Origin of the sequence: Candidatus Solirubrobacter pratensis (assembly GCF_000425945.1) — a bacterium.
Taxonomy (GTDB): domain Bacteria; phylum Actinomycetota; class Thermoleophilia; order Solirubrobacterales; family Solirubrobacteraceae; genus Solirubrobacter; species Solirubrobacter pratensis.
Map to the genome: position 1 here is coordinate 1 of NZ_KE384481.1, position 22836 is coordinate 22836.

Below are 22836 nucleotides of genomic sequence, written 5' to 3' on the forward strand. Positions count from 1 at the left end.
CGGGCGGCCTTGCGCGACCAGCTCGCGGGACCGGGCGACGCGCACGCTCACTCCCAGCCCCGCAAGAGTTCCCCCGCGATCTCCACCTCCAACGTCTTGCGCCCCAACGCGCGCTCGAGCCGCGAGACCTGCTTGCGCAGCTCGTCGGCGTCCGAGCGCTCCGTCTTGCCCGACAGCCGCTCGGCGCCGGCGGCCAGAAACTGCTCGCGCCACTTGCGCAGCAGGCTCTCGGAGATGTCCTGCTCGCGACAGAGCTCGCTGATCGTCTTCGGCCCCCGCAACGACGCGAGCACCAGCTCGGTCTTCTGCTGGGCGCCGAACTTCCGGTACCTGCGGTTCTCGCTCATCGATCCTCTCGATCGCACTGAGCGGCCCATCCTCAGACCGACCCCGGACAGAGCCTCGCCGGCTACACCGGCTCGCACCCTCCCCAAAGAAGATCAATCAGAACCTGTCAACACCGCAGCGGGGTCCAGGCCAAGTTCCGCTCAATTTGCACCCCGGATTGCACCCCGTCACCAGCGCCCCGGCCGACGGGCGGCCGTCCGGGAGCCTCAGTCTTGGTCCTGCCTAGAGGCGGGCATTGCTCCTGCACACAGGGACCAGAGTCGCGGCCTCGGGGTGACCGGGCGGGCGCGGCACCAAGCGGCAGCGAGGTCGCGGACGGTTCCGCCGCGAGGTCGCGAGCAGCCGGGGCCGCGTGGGAGTAGCCCACGCGCGACGGATCATGGCTGCCGCGGAACTCGTCCCGTTCGGCGCAATGCCTCCCGGTTGGTCGGTCCGGCGGGCAACGCGATCGACAATCGCGTCGAACGTCAGCACGTCGGCTGGGCAGGCTGAGCGCGGACGCTGGCGCGCGCGACGAGCCAGCGCGCGATCGTCGTCAGATCGCGCGTGCCGGTCCCGTGCGAGCCATCGGCGGGGCGGCTGGCGATCGCGACGGCGAGCGATTTGCCGTGGATCGTGAGGATGCCCATCTGACGATCCAAATAGCCGCCGATGACGCCGGGTCGGGTGCCTGGGCCCCAGCCGCCCTTGAGCTGCGCAGGCACGCCGGCGGCGCCGAGTCCCCAGCGCTGGCCGCCGACGACCCGGGCCATCAGCGCGAGCACCTGCACGCCGGCGGCGCTGCACGGCAGCGCGGCGGTGAAGCGAGCCTGGTCGCGCAGCGACCAGGCGGTCTGACCGAACGGCGTATATCCCGCGCCGAGAAGCGCGCGCGATTCGATGCTGGTCCGCTGGTCGCCCGCGCGCCGCAACTCGGCATCGGCGGCGCCCGCGGCCGCCTGCGGCGGGCCGAGCGACGCCCACAGGCGCGTCGCGGCGGCGTTGTCGGAGGCCGTGATCGCCTGGCTCAGGTTGCTCTGCTGCGCGGCCTGCTGCCCCGCATCGATCACGGCCATCGCGATCGGCACCTTCGCCGTCGACCACGCCGAGCCCGACTGCAGAGCGCCGATCCGCTCGACCGCCCGGCCGGTTCCGACGCCCGAGACGGCGAGCCCGTGCTCCCCGCCCAGAGACGCCGCGAGGCGCCGGAAGCTCGCGCGGTCCGCCGCCGAGAGGATCTCGCGGGAAGCCGGCGCCGTCGCCGCGGGCGTCCGTGTCGGCTCGGCGGTCGCCTTCGCCTGTGGCGTCGAGGTCTTGACCAGTGGCCGCGGCGCGACCGGATGCGCGACGACGTCCTGGCCCGTCGCCGGGCCCTGCTCGCCACCGCCGCCGCAGCCCGCGAGCAGGCCGGCGGCGACGATGGCGACGAGCGAGACGCTTCGGGTCAGAACGTCACCGAGGCGTTGTTGGCGCCCGCGCACGTGACGCCGCTGCCGGTAGGCCGGCAGGACATGGTGTAGGTGCGGTTGGTGACTGGGCTGTAGACGCGGACCGAGGCGGTCGCTCCCGGCGCGTCGTTGTATGCGTCGCGGACGTTGAGCGCGAACGAGCACGACGTGTTCGGCCCGGCGTACACGCCGTCGCCGCAGTTGTTGCCGTTGCTGTACGGATTGGTGACCGGCGCCACGGCGCCACTGCCGGAACCGGAGCCGGAGCGCGCCTTCGCGCGAGCCTTGGTGCGCTTCGCCGCCGCGCGTCGCTGCAGCGTCCGCGACGTGGTATGCGCCCAGGAGTTCAGCCGGTCCGTGCCGCTCACCGTCTGCTGCTGTCCGGCGATCGTCGGGCCGGCCGCCGAGAGCGCGCTGGTGAGGTTCGACGAGAGCGTCTGCAGTTGGCTGGCGCCCGCGACCGTCGGATGGTTCAGCACGGCGGCGACGGTGGCGAGATACGCGACTTCGCGATCGAGCACCTGCTGACCGGCGCCCGCGAGGCCCTGCTGGCCGGGCGGGACCGTGAGCGCGCCCAGCGCGCCGGTGGCCGCGGTCGTCGCCTGCTGCGCCTGCCGAACCGCCAGACGCGCCTCGTTGGGCTGGGTGCCGCGCACCGCCGCGAGCGCGGCGGAGACCTGCTGGTTGGCACCGAGCATCGGGCCGAAGACCGCCGCGACCTGCCGCTTGTACGCCGTGCCGGCGTTCGGAGGCTTGTTCGAATCGCCCGACGAGGAGATCAGCACGACGGCCAGCACGACGGCCACCGCCGCGAGCGCCACGGCGCCGATCGCAAGCCAGGTCCCTCTGCCGCGCTTGCTCGCGGGCGCGGGCGCGGCCGCGAAAGGGCCGGTGACGATCGTGTGGGTCTCAGTCGGCGTGGCGAACCGGCCGTCACCGCCCAGCGCCGAGTGCCCGTTGCCGGGCTCGGCCGCCGGCTGATCGGCGGCGTGCGGTTCGCTGCCGCTGAGCGGCGCGGCCGCCATCTGCGGCGTGATCGCCTGATGCACTCCGCTGGGGCTGCCGCAGTTCGAGCAGAACTTGCCGCCGTGGATCGGCGCACCGCACGCGGCGCAGAAGTTCGCTCCGGAGCCCGTCTCGCTGGTCTCGCTCATCTTCCCGTCCTCCGTGAACCGCTCCTCGGCAACCCGCACGCGCGGGCCTCGATGGTGAGGGACCCTATTTAGATAGGGGAGCGCTGCCCCTGAACTATCGACCAGCCCGCCGCGGGAGTGGCCCGCTCCGAGGAGGTAAGCCTGACGCAACCTAGGTCTGCTTGTCGCGCGCGGGGCCGGCTGGATACTCGCGCCATGCGACGGTTGACACGCACGGTCATCGCCGCGGCGCTGGTGAGCGCCGCGGGCGCCGGACCCGCACACGCGGCCCGGCCCACGGCAACCGCGGTCAGCAGCTCGCACGATCACTCGTGCGCGCTGCTCTCGGACGGCACCGTCAAGTGCTGGGGCGCGAATCGCAAGGGTCAGCTCGGCACCGGCGACCGGCGGCGGCGCCTGACGGCGGTTGCCCTACGCGGCTTGACCGACGCGAAGGCGATCAGCACCGCCCAGTACATGAGCTGTGCGGTGCTCTCCGGCGGGACCGTCGAATGCTGGGGCGACAACCAGTGGGGTCGAGTTGCGCGCCGCGGACCAGCTGACCCCGGTCGCGGTGCCGGGGGTCAGCGGCGCGGTCGCGATCGACGCCAGCGCGCACCAAGACTGCGCGGTGCTCGACCGGGGGTGGCCGAATGCTGGAGTCGGGTCAGGACGCCGGCCGTCGTGCCCGGTCTCACGAACGTGCGCGACTACCGCTGGAGCATCGACGGCGTGGTGGCGGACCACGGTTGCGCGCTGCTCGGCAACGGCACGGTCAAGTGCCACAGCCCGGGCGGAGGATCGTGGGGCCAGCTCGGCAACCGCACGAAGACGAAGAGCAAGCGGCCGGTGACGGTCAGCGGCATCCACGACGCGACGATTCTCAGCACCGCCTCGTTCGACACGTGCGCCCTGCGCTCAGGCGGCAGCGTCATGTGCTGGGGCAACAAACATCGATGGCCAGCTTGGCGACGGGACGACCACACACCGCCTGCGACCCGTCACGGTGCGCGGCCTTGCGTAGAGGAGGGCCTCAGATGCGACGGTGGACATGGACGATTCTCGCCGCGGCGCTGGTGAGCGCCGCGGGCGCCGGACCGGCGCACGCGGCGCGGCCCAGCGCCACGGCGATCAGCGTCGCGACCGACCACGCCGGCGCGCTGCTCTCCACCGGCACCGTCAGGTGCTGGGGCGCCAACGACCGAGGTCAGCTCGGCGACGGGAGCCGGCGGCGGAGCCTGACCGCAGTCGCCGTGCACGGCCTGACCGACGCGAAGGCGATCGGCACCGGCTGGGCCGCGACCTGCGCGGTGCTCTCCGGCGGGACCGTCGAGTGCTGGGGCGATAACCGCAACGGCGAGCTCGGCGACGCCACGAAGATCACGCGGCCGCTGCCGGTGCCGGTCAGCGGCGTCACGGACGCGGTCGCCGTCACCGTCAATGAAGCGAACGGGAGTACGGCCTGTTCGGGAACGGCACACGGACGCGGAGCCAGCGCCCGGTCGCGGTCCCCGGCCTCCGCGACGCCACGATGATCGGCGTCGCGGACTTCGCCGCGTGCGCCCTGCGCGCGAGCGGCGGCGTCGCCTGTTGGGGGAGCTTCGACGCGCGGTCAAGCCTCGCGCCGACCAAGCGTGGGATGCGGCCGATCGCCGTGCGCGGCCTCAGGTAGGTCACGACGACCTACACCTTGGATCACTGGCGGTGCGGCGTACGCAGCGCGAGGCTCTGGCGTGTCGCCCCGGAAAGTTGCCCGGGGGCAGCGATCCCGACTAGTGTCCGTCCAACGGCGTCCGCAAGGAGAGCGAACGTGAGAGCTGCACTGCTGGTTTCCATTGTGTTGGTCATCGCCGGTGCCACCGCCGCGCCGGCGCATGCCGGGTTCCACTTCCGCGAGCGGGTCAGGAACGCGCAGCTGGGCTCGGTGCGCGCCGAGTTCAGCTACAAGCTCGACTCGCGCAGCCGGTTCTGGCAGAGCGGCCGCCTGCGGATCTGGGACCACGGCCGGCTGATCGTCAAGCGCGCCGACAAGTACGGGTACGCGGGCGCGTACACCCTTCCCTCGCTGGCGGTCGTGCAACTCGATGCGGCCGGCCCGCCGGAGGTCGTCCTGAACCTCTATTCGGGTGGCGCGCACTGCTGCTTCGCGGTCGAGATCTACACCGGCAAGCACCGGCTGAGGAGGGACTGGGGGCACTTCGGTGCCCCGGTGCTGCGCGACGTCGACGGCGACGGCAAGCTGGAGTTCCACGGCTTCGACTCGAACTTCGCCGCCGCCTTCGGCTCGTTCGGCAGCAGCCGGCTCCCGGCGAAGGTCTGGAGCTATTCCGCGGGCACGCTCACCGACGTGACGTCCTCGTACCCGGCGGAGGTGCAGGCCGACATGGCCCAGCAGTACGCCGCCTACCAGGAGGCCCTGACCTCGCCGTATTCGGAGAACGTACGCGCGGCGCTCGCGGCGTACGCCGCCGACGCCTACACGCTCGGCCAGGGCGAGGCGGCGATGGCGATCGTCCAGGCCGCCGTCGACGCCGGCGGGACCGCCGGTGGAAAGTCCGAAGACGACCCGGCCTACGAGCACGACTACATCAGCACGCTGCGCGACATGCTGCGCAAGCTCGGCTACGACAAGGGCTAGCGCGCTGAGCACGGACGCAGACCCACTCGCCCCGCACGCGCTCGCGGCCAGCGAGCTCCAGGCGCTGCTCGCGGCCGAGCGTGCGGGCGAGCCGTTCCTCGCCTTCAAGGACGCGGACGGCCGGCTCGGCCTGTTCCGGCCCAGTGGCCAGACGCTGACCGTCGGCCGCCGGCCCGAGACCGACCTGCCGATCGCCTGGGACAGCGAGGTCTCCGGCCTGCACGCGGAGCTCCAGGGCATCGCGGGCGAGTGGACGATCGTCGACGACGGGCTCTCCACCAACGGAACCTTCGTCAACGGCCGCCGCGTCGCCGGCCGCCTGCGCCTGCGCGACGGCGACCGCGTCCGCGTCGGCCGCACGATCCTCGCCTACCGCGCCGGACGCGCGGTCACCGTCGAGGCGACGGCGGCGGCCGGCGAGCCCGGCGCCGCGCAGCCGCTCACGGCGACGCAGCGCAAGGTGCTGATCGTGCTCTGCCGCCCATACCGCGACGGCGGCACCTTCACGAGCCCGCCCACCAATCAGCAAATCGCTGACGAGCTCTTCCTCAGCGTCGAGGCGGTCAAGATGCACCTACGCACACTGTTCGGCAAGTTCGAGCTGGCCGACTTGCCGCAGAACGAGAAGCGCACCCGGCTCGCCGAATGCGTGCTGCAGTTCGGCGCGATCTCGCGGCATGAGCTGGGCTAGTCCGTCACCACCGTCGGGCTGACCACCGGACCCTTGACGACGACCCGGGGTGCAGCCGGCGGCTCCGCCCCGACGAGCGCTTGCGCCAGCTCCCCCGCGGTGCGGAACCGCTGCGCGGGATCCTTCGCCATCCCGCGGGCGAGCACGGCGTCGATCGCCGCCAACCCCAGCGCGGGCACAGGGGCGTTCACGTGCGCCCACAGCTTCGCCGCGTCGGTGTCGCGCGGGAACGGCACCTGGCCCGTGAGGCAGTGGTACAGCACGCCGGCCAGCGCATAGACGTCGCCGGCCGGCCCGGCGTCCTCGCCCGCGATCTGCTCCGGCGCGGAGTAGTCGAGCGTTCCCACCCAGCCACCCGCCTGGGTCACGCCCGCCGCCCCGATCTGCTTGGCCACCCCGAAATCGGTGAGGTAGAGGTGCTCGGGATCGTCCAGGGTGAGCAGGACGTTCGCGGGCTTGACGTCGCGATGCACGAGCCCGCGCGCGTGGGCCGCGTCGAGCGCGCCCGCGAGTTGCGCGATCAGCCGCGTGCAGCGCGCCGGCTCGAGCGCCCCGTCGTGCGCGAGCAGCTGCGCGAGGTCCACGCCGTCGACGAGGCGCATGACGATGTAGAGCAGCCCGTCGTCCTCACCGGCCTCGTAGACCGGGATCACGTTGACGTGCTCGATCGAGGCGGCCAGCTGCGACTCGCGCTCGAAGCGCTCGCGGAACACGGGATCCTGCGCGCGCTCGGTGGCGATCAGCTTGACCGCGACGGGACGGTCGAGGGCGAGCTGCGTTGCCCGATAGACGACTCCCATCCCGCCGCGCCCGACGACGGACTCGATCCGGTAGCCGGCGATGATGGCCGTCGGCGCGAGCGCCCGCGCGCCGCCGAGCACGTCGTCGACGACAGCTCTCGCGCCCGCCGCGAACAGCTCGCGCAGCCGCTGGCGCTCGCGCCGGTCGGCCCACAGGGCGACGATCGCCGTTCCCGCGGTGGCAAGGATCAGCGCGCCCGCGGGATCGATGAAGTCGAGCACGGTGCCGGCGTTGAACACGAGCTGGGTCGCCACCGCCCACGCGACGAGCAGGCCGAGGCCGGACAGCACGCTCACGAGCGTGCCGAAGCGCAGGCCGGTGAGGGCCGCGAGCAGCAGGAAGGCGCCGATCAGGGCGCTCGTCACCCAGCCGGCCGCCGCGCCCAGCGGCCGCCCCTGGAGCATGGTCGACGCCGCGTTCGCGAGCACCTCGGGCCCTGCCATCGGCGTGGCGCCGCCGGTCGGCGTCGCGTGCAGGTCCTGCAGCGCCAGTGCCGAGGCACCCAGGATCACGATCTTGCCCGCCACCGCGTTGCGCGGAAAGCGCCCGTCGAGCACGCGCGAGTAGGGGATTGCGCGCAGCGTCCCCGGCGGACCGGCGTAGTCGATCAACACCCGCCCGGGGAAGGGCGGCACCGGTCGCCCGGCGGCCTCGGCGACCGCCACGCCGAACGTCTTCAGCCCGCCGATCTCGTACTGCGTCCGCCGCAGCGTGCCGTCGGTGTCGGGGATCATGCTGGTGTTGCCGGCGCGCGCGCCGAGCTGGTGCAGGAGCGCGTCGCCGCCGAGGACGGTCGTCGTCCCGCGCGGGCCGACCACCGTCGTGCTCAGGACGACGTTGCCCGCCCGTCCGACCGCGCGGATCAGGGCGTTGTCGTCGGTCGGATTGGTCCGCTCGGTGAACTGCACGTCGATGGCGATGACCTTCGCGCCGGCGCGACGCAGCGCGTCGATGACCCGCGCGTGGTAGCGGCGCGGGAATGGCCACTGCGCGCGCTTGTGCTCGTCGCGCAGCTCGTTGAAGGTGGTCTCGTCGATGTCCACCAGCACGAGGCCGGCGAGCTTCGCGCGATCGCTGCCGCGGAGCTGGTAGCGCGCGTCAAGCGTGAGCTGCTCGGGACGGCGCAGGACGTCGTGCGAGCGCGCCAGCGCACCGGCGCCGCCGGCGAGCAGCGCGACGAGGAGCAGGGCGAGCGCGCGCGTCATTGTCACAGCTGCGCCGCGCGCCAGGTGCGCAGATGCTCCTTGCGGGCGAACGGGTTGAACACGGCCACCAAGCGCTGCTTGGCCTGCGTGGCCTTGACGTCCTCACGGCCGCCGGCGGTGAACGCGGCGCCGCGCGACAGCGGGCAGGACGTGCTCGCGAGGCCGGACAGCCAGTCGCGGTAGTGGCGATCCGCGGCAAGCGAGTGATCGATCGCGACGCGCAGGCGCGAGCGGATCATCTTGGCCTTCGCCGTCGGCGCGCCGAGCCCGTCCACGCTCGCGCGGATCGAGGTGCGGTTCGTGATCACGGTGGCGAGGCGCCGGCTCGCGGTCTGGAGTGAGATCGAGCAGCGCATCGCGTCGCCGAGCGCGCTCGCGAGCGTCTTGTGACCGCTCGCCAGGCGGGTCAGCAGCTTCTCCACGCTCGCGACGAAGCTGTGCGCCGTCGCCGCGCCCGAGCCGGAGCGACCCGAGCTGCGCACGACCACGTTGTGTCCCGCGGAGACGAGCGTCGTCTTGTGCGTGATCAGGTTCTCGACGCGCACGGTGCCTTCCCCGACGCTCACCGTCGTGCCCGTGCAGTCGTCACCTACGAGCCACTTCGTGCCGCGCACGGTCGCCGAGGCATAGCGCCCGGCGGTCTGGAAGTCACCACCCTTCGCCTCGCCCCACAGCGAGTTCTTCTTCGGCTTCTTCTTCTTGGGCTTGGCCGCCACCGACGCCGCTGCGCAGGCGACGCGGGTGAGCGTGAGCACGGTCAGGTTGCTCGCCTGGCTCGTCGTGAACTCGCCGTCGTAGAAAAGCCCGGTCTGCGTGCGGCCGGCGGCGTCGGCCGAGGTCAGCTTCAGGCGGCCGTGTGTGGCGTCGATCGTCGTGCCGAGCGGCAGCGTGGAGAGCGTGCCAAGCGCGACGAAGGTCGCGCTGCCCGGCAGCTTGACCAGCACGGTTCCGGACACGCGCTGGACCGCCGTGCTCTTGCCGAACTCGGGCGGCGAGAGCGCGAGCAGCGTCGCGACCGGCGTGACGCTCGAGCTGTTGCGGCCGTCGCCCAGCTGCCCGCGATCACCCGCGCCCCAGCACAGCACGCGCGGACCCGCGACCGCGGCGCAGGTGTGGCTGAGCCCGGCCGAGAGCTGGCTCGGAGCGGAGAGGCCGGCGACGGACACGGGCGTGGCGCTGTCCCGCTTGGCGTTGCCCAGCTCGCCGTCACCGCCATGGCCCCAGCACACGGTCGCGCCCGACGCGAGCAGGGCACAGCTGTGCACGCCACCCGCGCTGACCGCGACGGCGTCGGTCACGCCGCTCACCGCCACCGGGGTAGCGCCGGAGGTGAGCCCGCCGTCGCCGAGCTGGCCGTAGCGGTTGGAGCCCCAGCAGGCGACGCCGCCGCCCGACAGCACCGCACACGCGTGGTTCGTGCCGCTGCTGACCGCGATCGCCGTCGTGATCCCGCTGACGGTCGCCGGCGTCGCGCTGTCGACGTTCGCCCCGTTGCCGAGCTCGCCGTCGATCCCGCGCCCCCAGCACTGCACCTGCCCGCTCGCGAGCGCGGCGCAGGTGTGGCCGGCGGCGGCGCTGATCGCCACCGCCGAGGCGATGCCGCTGACGGTCACCGCCGTGGCGCTGTCGGCCTTCGCGCCGTTGCCGAGCTCGCCGGCGGCCCCCGCTCCCCAGCAGTGCACGGTTCCGCCGGCCTGCAGCGCGCAGTCGTGCCCGGCGCCGGCGCTGACGGCGACCGCCCCGGTCACCCTGCGCACGGGCGCGGGCACGACCTGGCCGTAGCCGAGATAGAGGTCGGTGGCAAATCCCCAGCAGTCCACGCCGCCGTCCGCGCGCACCGCGCAGGCGTGGTCGGTGCCCGCGCTCACGTCTTTGGCACCGATCTCCCCGGTCACCGTCACCGGAGCCGCGCTGGCCGTGCTCGTCCCGTCACCGAGCTGGCCCTGCGCGCCCTCGCCCCAGCACTCGACGTGCCCGCTCGGCGAGAGCAGCGCGCAGGTGGCGGTGCCGCCCGCGCTGACCTTGACCTGCGTGTCGTCGGCGGCGCGCGCCGGGGCCGCGATCGCCAGCGCGGCAAGCACGACGGTGGTGATGCGGAGACCAAGCATCGCCGGCCGAGTCTCTCGGAATGCGGGAACCCGGACAACTCGTCCAAGGGTCAACCACTCATCACCCCTGCAGCGCAGGTAAGCAAGGCATACCCCTTGGGTCGCTTTCGGCGCCGCGGCGGCGGATGGAGGCTCCAGTCGACCCGAAATCCACAAGGGGACACGCCATGACCACTCACACCGCTTCCAGCCGCCGCCTCGCCACCTTCGCGGCCGGCGCGCTCATCCTCGCGATTACCGGCTGCGGGGCGACCCCGCGCGCCACGCCGACGATGGAGCCCGTCGCCGCGAAGGCGATCGCGCCGGTCCGGGTCTCGCTGCTGTCCCCGCGCGGCGGCACCAAGACGACCGCCGATCATGTCACGGTCCGCGGGACAGTCTCGCCCGCGAACGCCGTCGTGCTCGTCCAGGGCCGGCCCGCGGCGGTCGCCAACGGCGTCTTCGTCGCGACCGCCTCCGTCCATCGCGGGCGCACCCGCATCGACGTGATCGGCAGCGCACGCGACGCCACGCCGGCGTCCGCGGCCGTCGCCGTCACGCGCCCGCTCCCCCACGTCGCCCAGCGGGCCGCCGCACCCACGCCGGTCAATACGACGGTCGTCAACAGCGGCGGGCCGACGACCTGCGGCGACGGCCTCTCGGCCGGGCCGAACACGACGTGCGCGTTCGCCGCGAACGTCCGCGCCGCGTACGAGGGCCACGGTCCCGGCACCGTCATCGCATACAGCCCGGTGACGCTCAGGACCTACGCGATGAGCTGCTCGTCGAGCGCGACGGTCGTGTGCACGGGCGGCGACAACGCCTCCGTGTACTTCGCCGGCCGGTCCGTCGCTCGCGCCTATGGCACGACCGCCTGCGGCAACGGGCTGGCGGTCGGGCCCAACACGACGTGCGCGTTCGCCGCGAACGTCCGCGCCGCATACGACGCCCATGGTCCCGGCACGGTGATCGCCTACAGCCCGGTGACCCGCAAGCAGTACGCGATGTCCTGCGTCGACCGCGCTCCCGTCGTGTGCACCGGCGGCGACCACGCGTCGGTCTACCTGCCGTGATCCTCGACCTGTCGTCTGGTTCACCTTCTGACACCGAATAGAGTCGCGCCGGCCGCGAGCGCCGCGCGATCCGCGAACGGAGGAAACGCTGTGTCGGACAGACGCCAGCTGGCGAAGGTCCTGGGCGTCGCGGTCGTCGCGGCGGCGGTGGTCGCCGCGAGCGCGAGCGCCAAGCCCAGGCTGCGGCCGATCTCGCCGGCGGCGGCGTTCATGCTCCCGCCCGCCCAGCAGTGCGTGAGCAAGGCCGGGCTCACGCTGCGCGTGCGCAAGGTCCCGCGCGTGAAGTGGACCGGCGCGACGATCAAGATCGACGGGAAGCGGTTCGCGACGTTCGGGCGCCGCGCGCTGCCGGGAGCGCTGAAGCTGACCGGCCTCCCGCGCAAGCGGTTCGCCGTCTCGATCACCGCGAAGGCGAAGGACGGCCGCAGCGCGACCGCCTCCCGCGTCTACTCGCCCTGCCCGCCGCAGGGCGGGCGCCCGGCGCCGACACCCGCGCCCCGGGCCACGCCGACGCCCGCACCCGCGCCGGCGCCCTCGGGGACGGGGGCGCCCGGGAGCTACTCCGGCCGGACCCCGCAGCAGTCCGTCTTGGAGTTCTACGTCTCGAACGACGGCACGCACCTGCAGGACGTGACGGTCCCCACCTACCTCGGCTGCACGCCGAGCAAGACGTTCTACGACCACATCGGCATCGCCGACATCGCCATCGCCGCCGACGGCTCGTTCGCCGCGACCGCGACCCAGACTGGCGTCCTGGCCGGAGCGCCGGCGCACTTCGCGTACACGTTCGGCGGGCACTTCCAGGGGTCGCAGGTGTCCGGCGGCTACCGCGAGGACGTCACCTACGACGACGGGACCACGTTCAGCTGCACGACGAACGCGACGGCGTGGACCGCGTCGCGAGAAGCCCAGGGCACGCAGACGGCGGCGCTCCCGGCCGGCAGCTACTCCGGGCGGACCCCGGAGCAGTCCGTCTTCTCGTTCTACGCCTCCATCGACGGCACACACCTGCAGGACGTGTGGGTCCCCACCTACCTCGGCTGCGCGCCGAGCAAGTCGTTCTACGACCACATCGGGATCGGCGACATCGCCATCGCCGCCGACGGCTCGTTCAGCGGGCACGCGATCCAGGACGGCGTCCTGGCCGGCAACCCGGCGACGTTCACGTACACGTTCAGCGGCCACGCCCACGGCTCGACGACCGCCGGCGTCACCCGCGTCGCGGGCACGTTCCGCGAGGACATCGCGTACAACGACGGCACCGTTCGCTCCTGCACCACCGACGACAAGTCGTGGTACGCGCTGCGGGAGGCCCAGGGCACCCAGGCGCGGTCCGCGCCATCCGCGGGCAGCTACTCCGGCCGCACGCGGGAGCAGTCGGTGTTCTCGTTCTACGTCTCGAACGACGGCACGCGCCTGCAGGACGTCGTCGTCCCCACGTACCTCGGGTGCGCGCCGAGCAAGAACTTCTATGACCACATCGGCATCGCCACGATCCCGCTCGCGGCGGACGGCTCCTTCAGTGCCACGACGACGCAGCACGGCGTGCTCTTCGGCACGGCGGCGACGTTCTCGTACACGTTCAGCGGGCACGTCCACGGCACCGACGACGCCTGCGCGGTCCGCTTCGCCGGCACGTTCCGGGAGTCGATCGCCTACGACGACGGCATCGCGCACGCCTGCACCACGGACGACCAGGCGTGGCACGCGCTGCGCGAGGCCCAGGGCACGCAGGCGCTGCCCGCGCCGCCCGCCGGCAGCTACTCCGGCCGCACTCCGGAGCAGTCGGTGTTCTCGTTCTACGTCTCGAACGACGGCACGTGCCTGCAGGACGTCGTCGTCCCCACGTATCTCGGCTGCGCGCCGGGCAAGAACTTCTATGACGACATCGGCTTCTCGGAGATCACGCTCGCCGCCGACGGCTCGTTCTCCGCGAGCGCCACGCACGACGGCATCCTCGCCGGCCACGCGGCGACGTTCACGTACCGCTTCAGCGGCCACCTCCACGGCACGGTCACGAGCGGCGCCGCCCGCTTCGCAGGCACGTTCCGCGAGGACATCGCCTACGACGACGGCACGTCGCGCTCCTGCACGACCGACGACCAGGCGTGGTACGCGACACGAGAGGCGCAGGGGACCCAGTCGGCCACGGCGCCGGCCGGGACCTACTCGGGCCGGACCCCCGAGCAGAGCGTCTTCTCGTTCCAGGTCTCGAACGACGGCGCGCATCTGCTCAACGTGACGGTCCCAACCTCCCTCGGCTGCGCGCCGAGCCGGACCGGCGGCGACCACATCACGATCGCCGACATCCCGCTCGCGACCGACGGCTCATTTGCCGCCACGGTACCCGCGACTGGCGTGTTCTCCGGCCACGCGGCGACGTTCACCCACACGTTCCGCGGGCACGTCCACGGCACGACATCCACTGGCGTGACCAGGATCGCGGGCACGTACCGCGAGGACATCGCCTATACCGACGGCGTCGCATACAGCTGCACAACCAACGACCAGCCCTGGTCCGCCATCCATTCCTGAAGCGCTACGGGGTGGAGGGCCGCGCCTCGTCCACCCTCCAGGAGCCCTGCATTCGCCGCGAGGCTGCGACACGTCTCGTGGCGAACATGGGCGCGCGGGGTCGGAAGATCGTGACGATGGCCGCCGTCACGGCGGCCGCCCTATCGCTTGTCCGATAGCGAGCGAATACGAGCGATCTCGTGCGGACCGGACCGGCTGCAACCATCGGGTCGCGAACGTCCTTCCTACGCGACACGCTGCCCCTAAGGCACCCTTGCGCCCCGGAACCACAAAGTGGAACTTTGCGATTTCCGGGGACTTCGTATCGGGGAGACAGGATTTGAACCTGCGACCGCCCGGCCCCCAGCCGGGTGCGCTACCAGACTGCGCCACTCCCCGTATGTCTGCTTCAAGCGGGCGACGGGAATCGAACCCGCCCTAAGAGCTTGGAAGGCTCCTGTGCAACCACAACACTTCGCCCGCGACGGCGGACGGCGCCCATGATACTCGCGTCGCGCACTCGAACGTATGTGCGGGCGGTCGGCGGTGATACGAGATCGCGGATTCGGGGAATCCTTGGGCTATGCAGATTCCAGGCGTCCACATCGAGACCCTGCACAACCCGGTTCGGTACACGTACTCGCAGATCGAGAAGGCTTGTGCGATCGCGCAGCTGCTGAACCGGGGCAAGCTGGTGCTCGTGGAGCCGCCCCAGCGCTGAACGGCCCGGCCGCCGCTCCCCACGACGCGGGAGGGAGCAGCCGGGATCCGGGCAGGGTCAGTCGGGAGGGTCCAGACCGGTCACTTGAGCCGTGCCGCCGCGGCCGCCGCCTCCTGCTCGCCGTGGACGGGCATGAGGCGGACGGCAATGCCGGCGCGGCTGAATCGCGCGCTGCGGGCGATCTGGATCGCCGCGGTCGGGCCCGGCTTGGGGTCCGAGCTCTGCGGCGCGGGGCGCATGACGTGGACGCCGGCGCCCGCCGGGCGGGAGCGAGGGACGACGACGTAGCCGCTGTCCGCGCTACGGACCCACAGGTACGCCACGGACGACAGCGGCACCAGGCGCGTGCCCAGCGTGACGCGCGAGCCGTTCCGGAGGACCGCGACGACCGACGCGTCGCGGCCGCCCCAGCTCGGGAACAGGACGTCCGCCGTGTAGCGGGCGGTTCCCGCTCGCCTGGCGACCGTCCAGGACGACTGGATCCAATCCCGCGTGAAGCGGTGCGAGACGGTCAGGCGCAGCGCGCTCGAGGACATGGTGCCCGTCGCACGGAGGTCCGTGAAGGGCCCGGCGAACGCCCGCCCGACACGCGCGGACGCCAGGGCGCCGGCGCCCGAGGGCGCCTTCGTCAGCCGCAGCGGGGTCGTGCCCGTCACGCGTGAACGCCCCACCTGCGAGGCGATCACCCGCTTGCCGGCGACGTCGCGCACCATCACGCCGAACGAGGCCGGCGGACGGCCGCCGATGTTCGCGGCCACGTCCTGGTCGCCGTCGAAGAGCCGAGCGAGGTCGAGCCCGCCGTACGGGAACGCGCGCTGGTTGACCGCGACGATCGCGGTGTTGTACGTCGGCGTCGTCACGGCCAGGCGGCCGATGTCCGGGTCATAGGAGTACAGCGCCGGCGGCTCGGACGCGCGCCGCGTGCCCAGCCCCGCGTCGATCGCCCGCGCCGCGTTGGCCTCGATGCGCGCCGCCGCCAGGCGGGCGCTGCCGATGCCCTGCGGCACCTTCGTGAGCCCGAAGAAGACCGGGTCCGGGAGCCCGCTCGCGCGCGCCGTGACCTGCCGGTCGTAGAACGCGAGCGAGCGGTCGAGGATGGCCTTGGACCACTGGCCCCAGCTGTCGCTCGGCAACAGCGAGTCAGACGACGCAACCCCGATCAGCGCCTCCTGCGCGAGCCCGAGCTTCTTCCCCTGGTGCCAGCGGTCGAACCCGAGGCCGGAGTCCCAGTTCATGTAGCCGCCGTGCGTCCAATAGCCGGAGATCGCGCGCTCGATCCACTGGTGCATGAGCGTCTTCGACGCCGCCGGCAGCGCGGGCATCCCGGCGCGGACCGCCTGGTCGTAGAAGCGCACGAACGTCAGGACGATGTTCGCGTATTCGGCGGAGTCGACGTTGCGCGGGTTGTTGAGCGTCATCTGCGGCAGGTAGTGGAAGCGCATGCCGGCGCCGAAGTTGCCGATCCAGCCGGCGCCGCTCGCGCGTGCCCCGCTGAAGAAGCGCGAGAGCTGGAGGCGCAGGTCGCGCCGCAGCAGCGTCGTGTCGCCCGTGACCGTCGCGTCGGCGGCGTACATCAGCGCGTACCAGTTGACCTGGTTGAGCCGGATCGTCGGGTAGCGCCAGAAGGACCCGTGGGCGGTCCGGTGGATCGCGGAGCGGATCTTCTCGACCGTCGACGCCGGAAGCTGCAGCGCATCCCGGGCGCGGTAGGCGTACACGAGCCCGTCGACCACCTCGGCGTCGAAGACGAGGTGCTGGCCGCCCTTGGGATCGCTCATCGAGTTCACCCACCCCGGCGCGTGCACCTGCCCGGTACCGGGCTTGTTCACGAACGGCACGCCGTCGACCAGCCGCAGCGCGAGCATGCGCGCCCGGTGGTCGTTGCGGGCCGGGCCTTCATAGCCCTTCATCGCGGCGACGGCGTGCGTGAGCAGGAGCATCGAGTTGGCCATCGGCTCGACGCCGCCGCCCCCCATGCGGTAGTAGGCCGCCTGCTCGTCCCACTGGGCGTCGAGGCGGTTCTGGATCGAGTCGGCGTACTTCCAGTAGGCCGAGTCGTCTGCGGCGCGCGCGGCAGACGGCACGCCGGCGAGCGCCAGCGCCGCGGCGGCCGCGGCGAGCGAGGAGCGGAGCATGTGGGTCCTTCCGTGGAGATCTGGGGAGCGACCGGGACGATCCCGGCCGCGCCGCCGCTCTCACAGACGGCTCAGGGATGGATTCCTGACACCCGAGGTGGAAGCGCGCCCCACCCTTGGTGACGCCACCTTTCATCGCCGGCGCGTTTAGGCTGATCCCCGTGCCGGAATCCCCACTCGACGCCCATGTCGCCACGCCGCAGGACCTCAAGGACCGCATCGCCGCCGAGCGCCGCGGCACGCCGTTCCTGGTCTATCGCGACGTCGACGACGCCCAGGTGATCGTCGACCTCGTCGCGCTCGATGAGCGCATCACGCTCGGGCGCCGGCCGAGCAACGACGTCGTGCTCGACTGGGACTCGGAGGTCTCGCGCGTGCATGCCGCGCTCGAGCGCCTCGGCGACGACTGGACCGTCGTCGACGACGGCCTCTCGCGCAACGGCAGCTACCTCAACGGCAACCGGGTCACGAGCCGCCAGCGCCTGCGCGACGGCGACGTCCTCACGCTCGGCGGCGTCGCGATCGCCTACCGCGCGCCGGCCGGCGAGTCCGTCTCACGCCCGACGGTGACCGCGCTGGGCCCGCACGTCGGCGAGCTGCTCACGCCCGCCCAGCGGCGCGTGCTGATCGCGCTGTGCCGGCCGTTCAAGGACTCGACCTATGCGACGCCGGCGACCAACCAGCAGATCGCCGACGAGCTCGTGGTGAGCGTCGATGCGGTCAAGAGCACGCTGCGGGCGCTGTTCGAGGTCTTCGGGGTCGACGCGCTGCCGCAGAACCAGAAGCGCGCGAGCCTCGCCCTTCAGGCGCTGCGCACGGGCGTGATCACCCGCCGCGATCTCTAGACAGGACGCTCACGACGTTGTCAGGCTGGCTGGTGACCCACACGGTGCCGCCGTCGGCGGCGATCGCGAACGGGTTCACGGACAGGCTCACGGGATCGCCGACGACGCGCGAGTCCTTGGCGTCGATCTCGTACAGGTTGCTCGAGCTGTAGTTGGTGACGTAGACCGTGTCGCCGACCAGGGCCACCTGGCGCGGCTGCCGGCCGACGCTGATCGGGATCACCGAGCCGGTCGCCGTGACGACCTTGTACACCGTGTCGTCGTCGGGCACCGCGACCCACAGCGCGCCCTTGCCGTAGACCGCGTCCTCGCCGCGCGTGCTGCCCACCCGCAGCTCGCGGGCGCGCTCTCCGGTGCGGGGGTCCGCGCGGTAGACGCGCGCGCGGCGCCGGCTCACGACCCATAGCGCGCTCGGGCTGGTGGCGAGCGAGGCGATGCCGAACGGATACGGGACGCTCGAGAGCGTCCGGCCGGTCTTCGCGTCGAGCTTGAGCAGCGTGTCGGGCTGGCCGTTGCCGCTGACGATCCCCGCCCACACCGTGCTGCCCGACACGGCGACGGAGCCCGGGTTGCCGTTCACGGGGAGCCGCTTGAGCACGCGGCCGGAGCGGGGGTCGAGCTTGACGATCGCGTGCGAGCGCGAGACCGCGAGCCAGAGCGCGCCGCCGCCGGCCGCGGAGTCGTTGACGCCGATGCCGATGTCCGGCGCGTGCGAGCGGAGCTTCCCCGTCTTGGCCGAGATGATCGCCAGCTTGGAGCGCTTGAAGGAGCCGACGAAGAGGTTGCCGTCGAGCGCGCGCGCGACGTTCGGGCGCTCCCCCACCTTGATCGACTTCACGACCCGCAGCGGCGCCTGCGCGGTGGGCGTGGCGGCCGTGCCCGGCGTCGGCGTCGGCGTGCCGGCCGCGGGCGGGTCGCCGTCTCCGACGCCGAGCGCGACCGCCGCCGCGACGCCGACCCCCGCCGCCACCAGCAGTGCGGCGCCGAGCAGCGCCGGCCGGCGCGCGCGGTGCACGCGCGAGGGCTCCTGCGCGACGGTCTCCGCGTCCGCGCGGCCCTGCGTCACCGCGACCGGCCGGGCGGCGCTGATCGTCTCGGCCTCGACGGGCGCGGCTGCACCGGTGGCGACGAGCCGCTCGCGCCCGGCCGGCCGGCGCCCGGCCGCGGCCGCGAGCGTCGCGCGGCCGAGGTCGCCCGCGGACGGATAGCGCTCGTCCGGGTTCTTGGCCAAGGCGCGCTCGATCACCGCGTCGAACGCCTCCGGCGCGCCGTGCGCGCTGGGCTTCGGCGGCGCGTCGGACAGGTGCGCCCACAGCTTCGCCTCGTCCCCGTCGCGCGCGAACGGGACGCCGCCCGTGAGCGCGTAGTACAGGAGGCAGCCGAGCGCGTACACGTCGGCGCGCGCGTCGACCCGCTCGCCGCGGATCTGCTCCGGCGCCACGTAGTCCAGCGTCCCGACCCAGTGGCCCGGCTTGGTCGAGCCGGCCACCGACAGCACGTGCTTGGTCAGCCCGAAGTCGGTCAGGTAGACGTGGTCCTCGGGGCCGAGCAGGACGTTGGCCGGCTTGATGTCGCGGTGGACGAGCCCGGCGGCGTGCGCGGCATCGAGCGCGGCGCCGATCTGGGCCACGAGCCGCGCCGCCCGCTCCGCCGGCAGCTTGCCCTCGCGGCGGACGAGGCTGCGGATGTCGTCGCCGCCGACGTAGCGCATCGCGATGTAGGCGATGCCGTTCTCCTCGCCGGCGTAGTAGATCGGGATGACGTTCGGGTGGTCGATCGACGCGGCCACCTTGGACTCGCGCACGAAGCGCGCGCGCATCGTCTGGTCCTCGAGCAGCCCGGGCGCGATCACCTTCAGCGCCACGGTGCGGTCGAGCGCGAGCTGCGTGGCGCGGTACACGACGCCCATGCCGCCACGGCCGGCAACGTCTTCTATGCGGTGTCCGGCGAAGACGGAACCGGCTGCAAGCTCGCCCATCGGTGTCAGGTCTATCAGCCGATCGCGCGCAGGCAGCATGCCGTCGTGCATGAACGGCCGGGCCGCGCAGATGTCGCGCGGGTGTCAGCGGGGGACCAGGGAATCGAACCCCAACCTGCGGTTTTGGAGACCGCCATCCTAGCCGTTGGACCAGTCCCCCCAGGGAGCGTGTAGCGGCCGCCCATATTAGTGGCCGCCGCCCGGCACCGCATAGGATGGGTGCTCCGTGCGGGCGTGGTGGAACTGGCAGACACGCCGGCTTTAGGTGCCGGTGCCGCAAGGCTTGGGGGTTCGAGTCCCTCCGCCCGCATCAGCAGCCCATGGCGCTGGAGGAGACCGGATCTCGTCGGCGAGGCGGAGGCATCCGGCCGGTCGGACGTCCGTCCAACTTCCTCAAATCCCCCGCGGCGCCCGCCGATCTTCCCCTTGCACAGCTGACTCAGGGCAAACCCGTCGCGAGGCGGGGACGCAAAGCCAGAGGTCTCTCAGGGGGAGAGATGGCTCGGCCGCCAGCTTCCAAAGACGGATGGAAGAGGCACAAGGAGGTGCCCTGAGTTGTTCGACACCTGCATCAACCGCTTGCGCATCCCGCTCGGCGCGGCCCTCGCGGCCGTCGTCGCGCTGCTGGCGCTCGGCGGACCCGTGGCACAGGGGGCCACGGCGCAGGAGCAGCTTGCGACGCTGGCCAGGAAGGCCCCGTCGCGCACGGTGCAGGCCATTGCGCAGTTCAAGCCGGCCTTCAGCGAGAAGAAGGCCCGCGCGCTGGTGCGCCGGCACGGCGGCCGCGTGACCGGCCGCATCCCGCTGATCCACGGGCTCGCGATCAAGGCGACCGCCAAGGAGGCGGCGGCGCTCCGGCGCGAGCGCAGCGTGATCGCGGTGACGCTCAACGGCAAGGTCAAGGCGCAGGGCGCGAGCTCCGGCCGCCTGAACACCAACTACCCGAAGACGATCCGCGCCGACAGGCTCTGGGACCGTGGGATCACGGGCTCCGGCGTCGGCGTCGCGGTGATCGACTCCGGCGTCGCGGGCGACCTCGTCGACTTCCGCGGCGCGGACGGCCGCTCGCGCGTGGTCGCCAACGTCGTCACGTCGCCCGGCGCCAAGAAGGCCGGAGACGGCCTCGGCCACGGGACGCACGTCGCCGGCATCATCGCGGGCAACTCGTTCAACCGGGCGCCCTCCGACCCGCTCTACGGCGACTACGTCGGCGTCGCGCCGGACGCGAACCTGATCGTCGTCAAGGCGTCCGACGAGCAGGGCAACTCGACCGTGCTGGACGTCATCAACGGCATCCAGTTCGTCGTCGACCACAGGGACGACTACAACATCCGCGTCCTGAACCTGTCGCTGGCCGCGGACGCCGCGCAGTCCTATAGGACGGACCCGCTGGACGCCGCCGTCGAGTACGCGTGGGAGAAGGGCATCGTCGTCGTCGCCGCCTCGGGCAACCGCGGCAGCGATCGCGACGCCGTCCAGTACGCGCCGGGCAACGATCCGTTCGCGATCAGCGTCGGCGGTTCCGACGAGAAGGGCAACAGCGGCAAGGGCGCGCGCGCCTACTGGTCGAGCGCCGGCCGCACGCAGGACGGCTTCCCGAAGCCCGAGGTGATGGCGCCCGGCGCGCACATCGTCTCCACCCTCGCGCCCGACAGCGCGTTCCAGTACCTGTGCCCCACGTGCATCGTCGGCGGGGCGTACTTCAAGGCGGGCGGCACGTCGATGGCGGCGCCGGTCGTGTCCGGCGCGATCGCGCTGCTGCTGCAGGCGAAGCCGTACCTCACGCCCGACCAGGTCAAGGCCGCCCTGATGGCGACCGACAAGCCGGTCTTCGGCTCCGCCGGCGCGGGCGACATCGACGTCGAGGCGGCGGCGAGCCTCGGCACCGTCACGCCCGCGAACCGCGGGATCGTGCCGAACACGCTGATCCAGGCGCTCGATCGCCTCAACATCGACATCTCGCACTGGACGCGCTCCTCCTGGAGCGCGGCCACGGGCGCGTTGTCCGCCGGCTGGGCGCGCTCGAGCTGGTCGTGCGTCGCGTGCGGCTCGCTCGGCGCGGCGATCGACCCCACCCGCTCCTCGTGGAGCCGGAGCTCGTGGTCGAGCTTCGGCGAGGGCGCCGAGGACGAGGCCGCCCAGCTCGCTGCCGAGCAGGCCGCCGAGACGAGCCCGCCGGCCGCAGAGGAGACGCCGGCTCCCGCCGAGGCGCCTGCGCCCGAGCAGCCCGAGGCGACGCCGACCGCCACCCCGGACGCGGAGGTGGCGCCGTGAGCCTCCGCCGCCGCGCGAGCTGGGGCGGCAAGCGCCGCCCCTGAGTCCCGCAGCCCCGGCGCGAGCGGCGCACGCCGCTCGCGCCGCGCGCTATCGTCGCCCCGATGGCCGGCGAGACCGTCGTCGTCGAGCACCCGAATCGCGGCAAGGCGTCGTCCCAGCTGACGCGCCTGCTCCTGATCGTCCTGCTGCTCGCCTCCGCCGCGCTGGTCGCGATCGTGACGCTCGGCGGCTGGGACACGCTGGAGGGCGCGAAGCCCGTCCAGGTCGCATACGTCCTCATCTACCTGGTGCTCGCGGTCTTCGTCGCGCGCTGGACGCGCGGCGTGCTGCCGATGATCGCCGCGCTGGCGATCATCCTCGGCATCTTCGCCGTGATCGCGACCCCGGCGTGGTTCGACCGCACGCGCGACGGCTTCTCCGACCCCGGCTTGTCGTCCGGCGTCCTGGGCTTGGTCTGCGGCCTGCTCGTCCCCGTGCAGGCCGCCTTGATCGTGCTCTCGCTGCAGGCGTTCCGGCAGGAGTGGAACGTCGAGGTCGAGCGCGCGCCGGCACGCGAACCCGCGGCCGCCTAGCTACCCCCTACGATGTCAGCGCCCTTGCCCGGGTGGAGGAATGGCAGACTCGGGGCTCTCAAAAAGCCCTGCCTTTACGGGCGTGCGGGTTCGAATCCCGCCCCGGGCATCTAGAACGGCATCTTCGACCGGCCCCGGCGACCGGCGTTGCTGCTCTTCGCCATCGCCTTCTGGGAGGTGCCGAACGGCTTGCGGAACCAGCGGCTGAGCGGACCAGGCGCCTTGCCGGCGATGCGGCCGCCCGCCCCCGCGACGCGCTCGGAGCCGCGCTCCGGATGCCGCGACATGCGCGGGAACAGGAACCCGAGGATCAGCAGGATGATGCAGAGGGCTACGACTCCACCGATGACCATGGCCACGCCATACCCGCGCGGGGCGCCGATCACGCCGC

The 22836-nt window shown here is 72.5% G+C and carries 18 protein-coding genes, 5 tRNA genes, 1 pseudogene and 1 riboswitch; of the genes and pseudogenes, 12 read left to right on the top strand and 12 right to left on the bottom strand.

Annotation, left to right across the window (positions count from 1 at the left end; translation table 11 throughout):
- Positions 1 to 47: 47 nt before the first annotated feature.
- The 3 genes from H958_RS0129575 to H958_RS44330 form a co-directional block, all read right to left on the bottom strand.
- Complete coding sequence (locus tag H958_RS0129575; RefSeq protein WP_028061315.1) at positions 48 to 347, bottom strand: transposase; 300 nt, start codon at positions 345 to 347, stop codon at positions 48 to 50.
- Positions 348 to 815: 468 nt separating this feature from the next.
- Entirely contained in the window at positions 816 to 1808 is a 993-nt protein-coding gene (locus tag H958_RS41225; RefSeq protein WP_051324978.1) for a serine hydrolase, read from the bottom strand.
- Positions 1772 to 2929, bottom strand: a complete 1158-nt coding sequence (locus H958_RS44330) for a zinc ribbon domain-containing protein (RefSeq protein ID WP_196807626.1) — start codon at positions 2927 to 2929, stop codon at positions 1772 to 1774. The genes H958_RS41225 and H958_RS44330 overlap by 37 nt, the downstream gene beginning before the upstream one ends.
- A 195-nt stretch (positions 2930 to 3124) precedes the next feature.
- Here H958_RS44330 and H958_RS49285 point away from each other — a divergent pair.
- Positions 3125 to 3286, top strand: a pseudogene (locus tag H958_RS49285) (RCC1 domain-containing protein); the annotation flags it as partial.
- Positions 3287 to 3618: 332 nt separating this feature from the next.
- Here H958_RS49285 and H958_RS48570 read toward each other — a convergent pair.
- On the bottom strand, positions 3619 to 3843 hold the full coding sequence (locus H958_RS48570; RefSeq protein WP_028061316.1) for a hypothetical protein: 225 nt from the start codon (positions 3841 to 3843) through the stop codon (positions 3619 to 3621).
- Positions 3844 to 3945: 102 nt separating this feature from the next.
- On the opposite strand from H958_RS48570, the gene H958_RS47925 reads away from it, so the two are divergent.
- From H958_RS47925 to H958_RS0129610, 3 genes are all read left to right on the top strand, one after another.
- Positions 3946 to 4443 (top strand): RCC1 domain-containing protein, encoded by a 498-nt coding sequence (locus tag H958_RS47925; RefSeq protein ID WP_028061317.1) that lies wholly within the window; start codon positions 3946 to 3948, stop codon positions 4441 to 4443.
- 275 nt (positions 4444 to 4718) lie between these two features.
- On the top strand, positions 4719 to 5546 hold the full coding sequence (locus H958_RS0129605; RefSeq protein ID WP_156028401.1) for a hypothetical protein: 828 nt from the start codon (positions 4719 to 4721) through the stop codon (positions 5544 to 5546).
- Complete coding sequence (locus H958_RS0129610) at positions 5455 to 6237, top strand: FHA domain-containing protein (RefSeq protein WP_196807628.1); 783 nt, start codon at positions 5455 to 5457, stop codon at positions 6235 to 6237. Before H958_RS0129605 ends, H958_RS0129610 begins: the two co-directional genes overlap by 92 nt.
- Here H958_RS0129610 and H958_RS47930 read toward each other — a convergent pair.
- Both H958_RS47930 and H958_RS44335 read right to left on the bottom strand, forming a co-directional pair.
- Positions 6234 to 8243, bottom strand: a complete 2010-nt coding sequence (locus H958_RS47930) for a CHASE2 domain-containing serine/threonine-protein kinase (protein ID WP_081686420.1) — start codon at positions 8241 to 8243, stop codon at positions 6234 to 6236. The two genes, H958_RS0129610 and H958_RS47930, sit on opposite strands and share 4 nt — an antisense overlap.
- Before the next feature lie 2 nt (positions 8244 to 8245).
- Entirely contained in the window at positions 8246 to 10351 is a 2106-nt protein-coding gene (locus tag H958_RS44335) for an RCC1 domain-containing protein (protein WP_051324980.1), read from the bottom strand.
- Positions 10352 to 10518: 167 nt separating this feature from the next.
- Here H958_RS44335 and H958_RS44340 point away from each other — a divergent pair, with 167 nt between their 5' ends.
- Positions 10519 to 11403, top strand: coding sequence for a thioredoxin domain-containing protein (locus tag H958_RS44340; RefSeq protein WP_051324981.1), 885 nt, complete (start codon positions 10519 to 10521; stop codon positions 11401 to 11403).
- Positions 11404 to 11493: 90 nt separating this feature from the next.
- Entirely contained in the window at positions 11494 to 13938 is a 2445-nt protein-coding gene (locus H958_RS0129630) for a hypothetical protein (RefSeq protein WP_028061320.1), read from the top strand.
- A gap of 304 nt (positions 13939 to 14242) precedes the next feature.
- Here the strand turns inward: H958_RS0129630 and H958_RS0129635 are convergent.
- Both H958_RS0129635 and H958_RS0129640 read right to left on the bottom strand, forming a co-directional pair.
- Positions 14243 to 14316, bottom strand: a tRNA-Pro gene (locus tag H958_RS0129635).
- Between the two features lie 13 nt (positions 14317 to 14329).
- Positions 14330 to 14400, bottom strand: a tRNA-Gly gene (locus H958_RS0129640).
- A 100-nt stretch (positions 14401 to 14500) separates the two neighbouring features.
- Between H958_RS0129640 and H958_RS47055 the strand changes: the two genes are divergently transcribed.
- Positions 14501 to 14638 (top strand): hypothetical protein, encoded by a 138-nt coding sequence (locus H958_RS47055; RefSeq protein WP_156028402.1) that lies wholly within the window; start codon positions 14501 to 14503, stop codon positions 14636 to 14638.
- Positions 14639 to 14718: 80 nt separating this feature from the next.
- Here H958_RS47055 and H958_RS0129650 read toward each other — a convergent pair whose 3' ends face one another.
- Positions 14719 to 16773, bottom strand: a complete 2055-nt coding sequence (locus H958_RS0129650) for a hypothetical protein (protein WP_028061321.1) — start codon at positions 16771 to 16773, stop codon at positions 14719 to 14721.
- Between the two features lie 161 nt (positions 16774 to 16934).
- Between H958_RS0129650 and H958_RS0129655 the strand changes: the two genes are divergently transcribed.
- Positions 16935 to 17618, top strand: coding sequence for an FHA domain-containing protein (locus H958_RS0129655; protein ID WP_196807629.1), 684 nt, complete (start codon positions 16935 to 16937; stop codon positions 17616 to 17618).
- Here H958_RS0129655 and H958_RS47060 read toward each other — a convergent pair.
- Positions 17599 to 19596, bottom strand: coding sequence for a protein kinase domain-containing protein (locus H958_RS47060; RefSeq protein WP_156028403.1), 1998 nt, complete (start codon positions 19594 to 19596; stop codon positions 17599 to 17601). The two genes, H958_RS0129655 and H958_RS47060, sit on opposite strands and share 20 nt — an antisense overlap.
- Before the next feature lie 88 nt (positions 19597 to 19684).
- Positions 19685 to 19756: transfer RNA gene (locus H958_RS0129665), tRNA-Trp, on the bottom strand.
- 68 nt (positions 19757 to 19824) lie between these two features.
- Between H958_RS0129665 and H958_RS0129670 the strand changes: the two genes are divergently transcribed.
- From H958_RS0129670 to H958_RS0129685, 4 genes are all read left to right on the top strand, one after another.
- Positions 19825 to 19906, top strand: a tRNA-Leu gene (locus H958_RS0129670).
- A 123-nt stretch (positions 19907 to 20029) separates the two neighbouring features.
- A riboswitch (cyclic di-GMP riboswitch) is annotated at positions 20030 to 20110 on the top strand.
- Between the two features lie 41 nt (positions 20111 to 20151).
- Positions 20152 to 21870: a S8 family peptidase gene (locus H958_RS44350; protein ID WP_081686421.1), complete on the top strand. Its 1719-nt coding sequence runs from the start codon at positions 20152 to 20154 to the stop codon at positions 21868 to 21870.
- A gap of 104 nt (positions 21871 to 21974) precedes the next feature.
- Positions 21975 to 22445 (top strand): hypothetical protein, encoded by a 471-nt coding sequence (locus tag H958_RS0129680; RefSeq protein WP_028061323.1) that lies wholly within the window; start codon positions 21975 to 21977, stop codon positions 22443 to 22445.
- A gap of 26 nt (positions 22446 to 22471) precedes the next feature.
- Positions 22472 to 22554, top strand: a tRNA-Leu gene (locus H958_RS0129685).
- A 1-nt stretch (position 22555) separates the two neighbouring features.
- Here the strand turns inward: H958_RS0129685 and H958_RS0129690 are convergent.
- The gene (locus tag H958_RS0129690; protein WP_028061324.1) at positions 22556 to 22798 is read right to left on the bottom strand and encodes a DUF6411 family protein; all 243 of its coding nucleotides are present in this window, start codon (positions 22796 to 22798) and stop codon (positions 22556 to 22558) included.
- Positions 22799 to 22836: the final 38 nt, after the last annotated feature.

Excerpts from the sequence above, each read along its gene's own strand:
- H958_RS0129575 (WP_028061315.1), bottom strand. The coding sequence starts at position 347 with ATGAGCGAGAACCGCAGGTACCGGAAGTTCGGCGCCCAGCAGAAGACC.
- H958_RS44330 (WP_196807626.1), bottom strand. The coding sequence starts at position 2,929 with ATGAGCGAGACCAGCGAGACGGGCTCCGGAGCGAACTTCTGCGCCGCG.
- H958_RS48570 (WP_028061316.1), bottom strand. The coding sequence starts at position 3,843 with ATGACGCTGCCGCCTGAGCGCAGGGCGCACGTGTCGAACGAGGCGGTG.
- H958_RS47925 (WP_028061317.1), top strand. The coding sequence starts at position 3,946 with ATGCGACGGTGGACATGGACGATTCTCGCCGCGGCGCTGGTGAGCGCC.
- H958_RS47930 (WP_081686420.1), bottom strand. The coding sequence starts at position 8,243 with ATGACGCGCGCGCTCGCCCTGCTCCTCGTCGCGCTGCTCGCCGGCGGC.
- H958_RS44335 (WP_051324980.1), bottom strand. The coding sequence starts at position 10,351 with ATGCTTGGTCTCCGCATCACCACCGTCGTGCTTGCCGCGCTGGCGATC.
- H958_RS44340 (WP_051324981.1), top strand. The coding sequence starts at position 10,519 with ATGACCACTCACACCGCTTCCAGCCGCCGCCTCGCCACCTTCGCGGCC.
- H958_RS47055 (WP_156028402.1), top strand. The coding sequence starts at position 14,501 with ATGCAGATTCCAGGCGTCCACATCGAGACCCTGCACAACCCGGTTCGG.
- H958_RS0129650 (WP_028061321.1), bottom strand. The coding sequence starts at position 16,773 with ATGCTCCGCTCCTCGCTCGCCGCGGCCGCCGCGGCGCTGGCGCTCGCC.
- H958_RS47060 (WP_156028403.1), bottom strand. The coding sequence starts at position 19,596 with ATGGGCGAGCTTGCAGCCGGTTCCGTCTTCGCCGGACACCGCATAGAA.
- H958_RS0129680 (WP_028061323.1), top strand. The coding sequence starts at position 21,975 with ATGGCCGGCGAGACCGTCGTCGTCGAGCACCCGAATCGCGGCAAGGCG.
- H958_RS0129690 (WP_028061324.1), bottom strand. The coding sequence starts at position 22,798 with ATGGTCATCGGTGGAGTCGTAGCCCTCTGCATCATCCTGCTGATCCTC.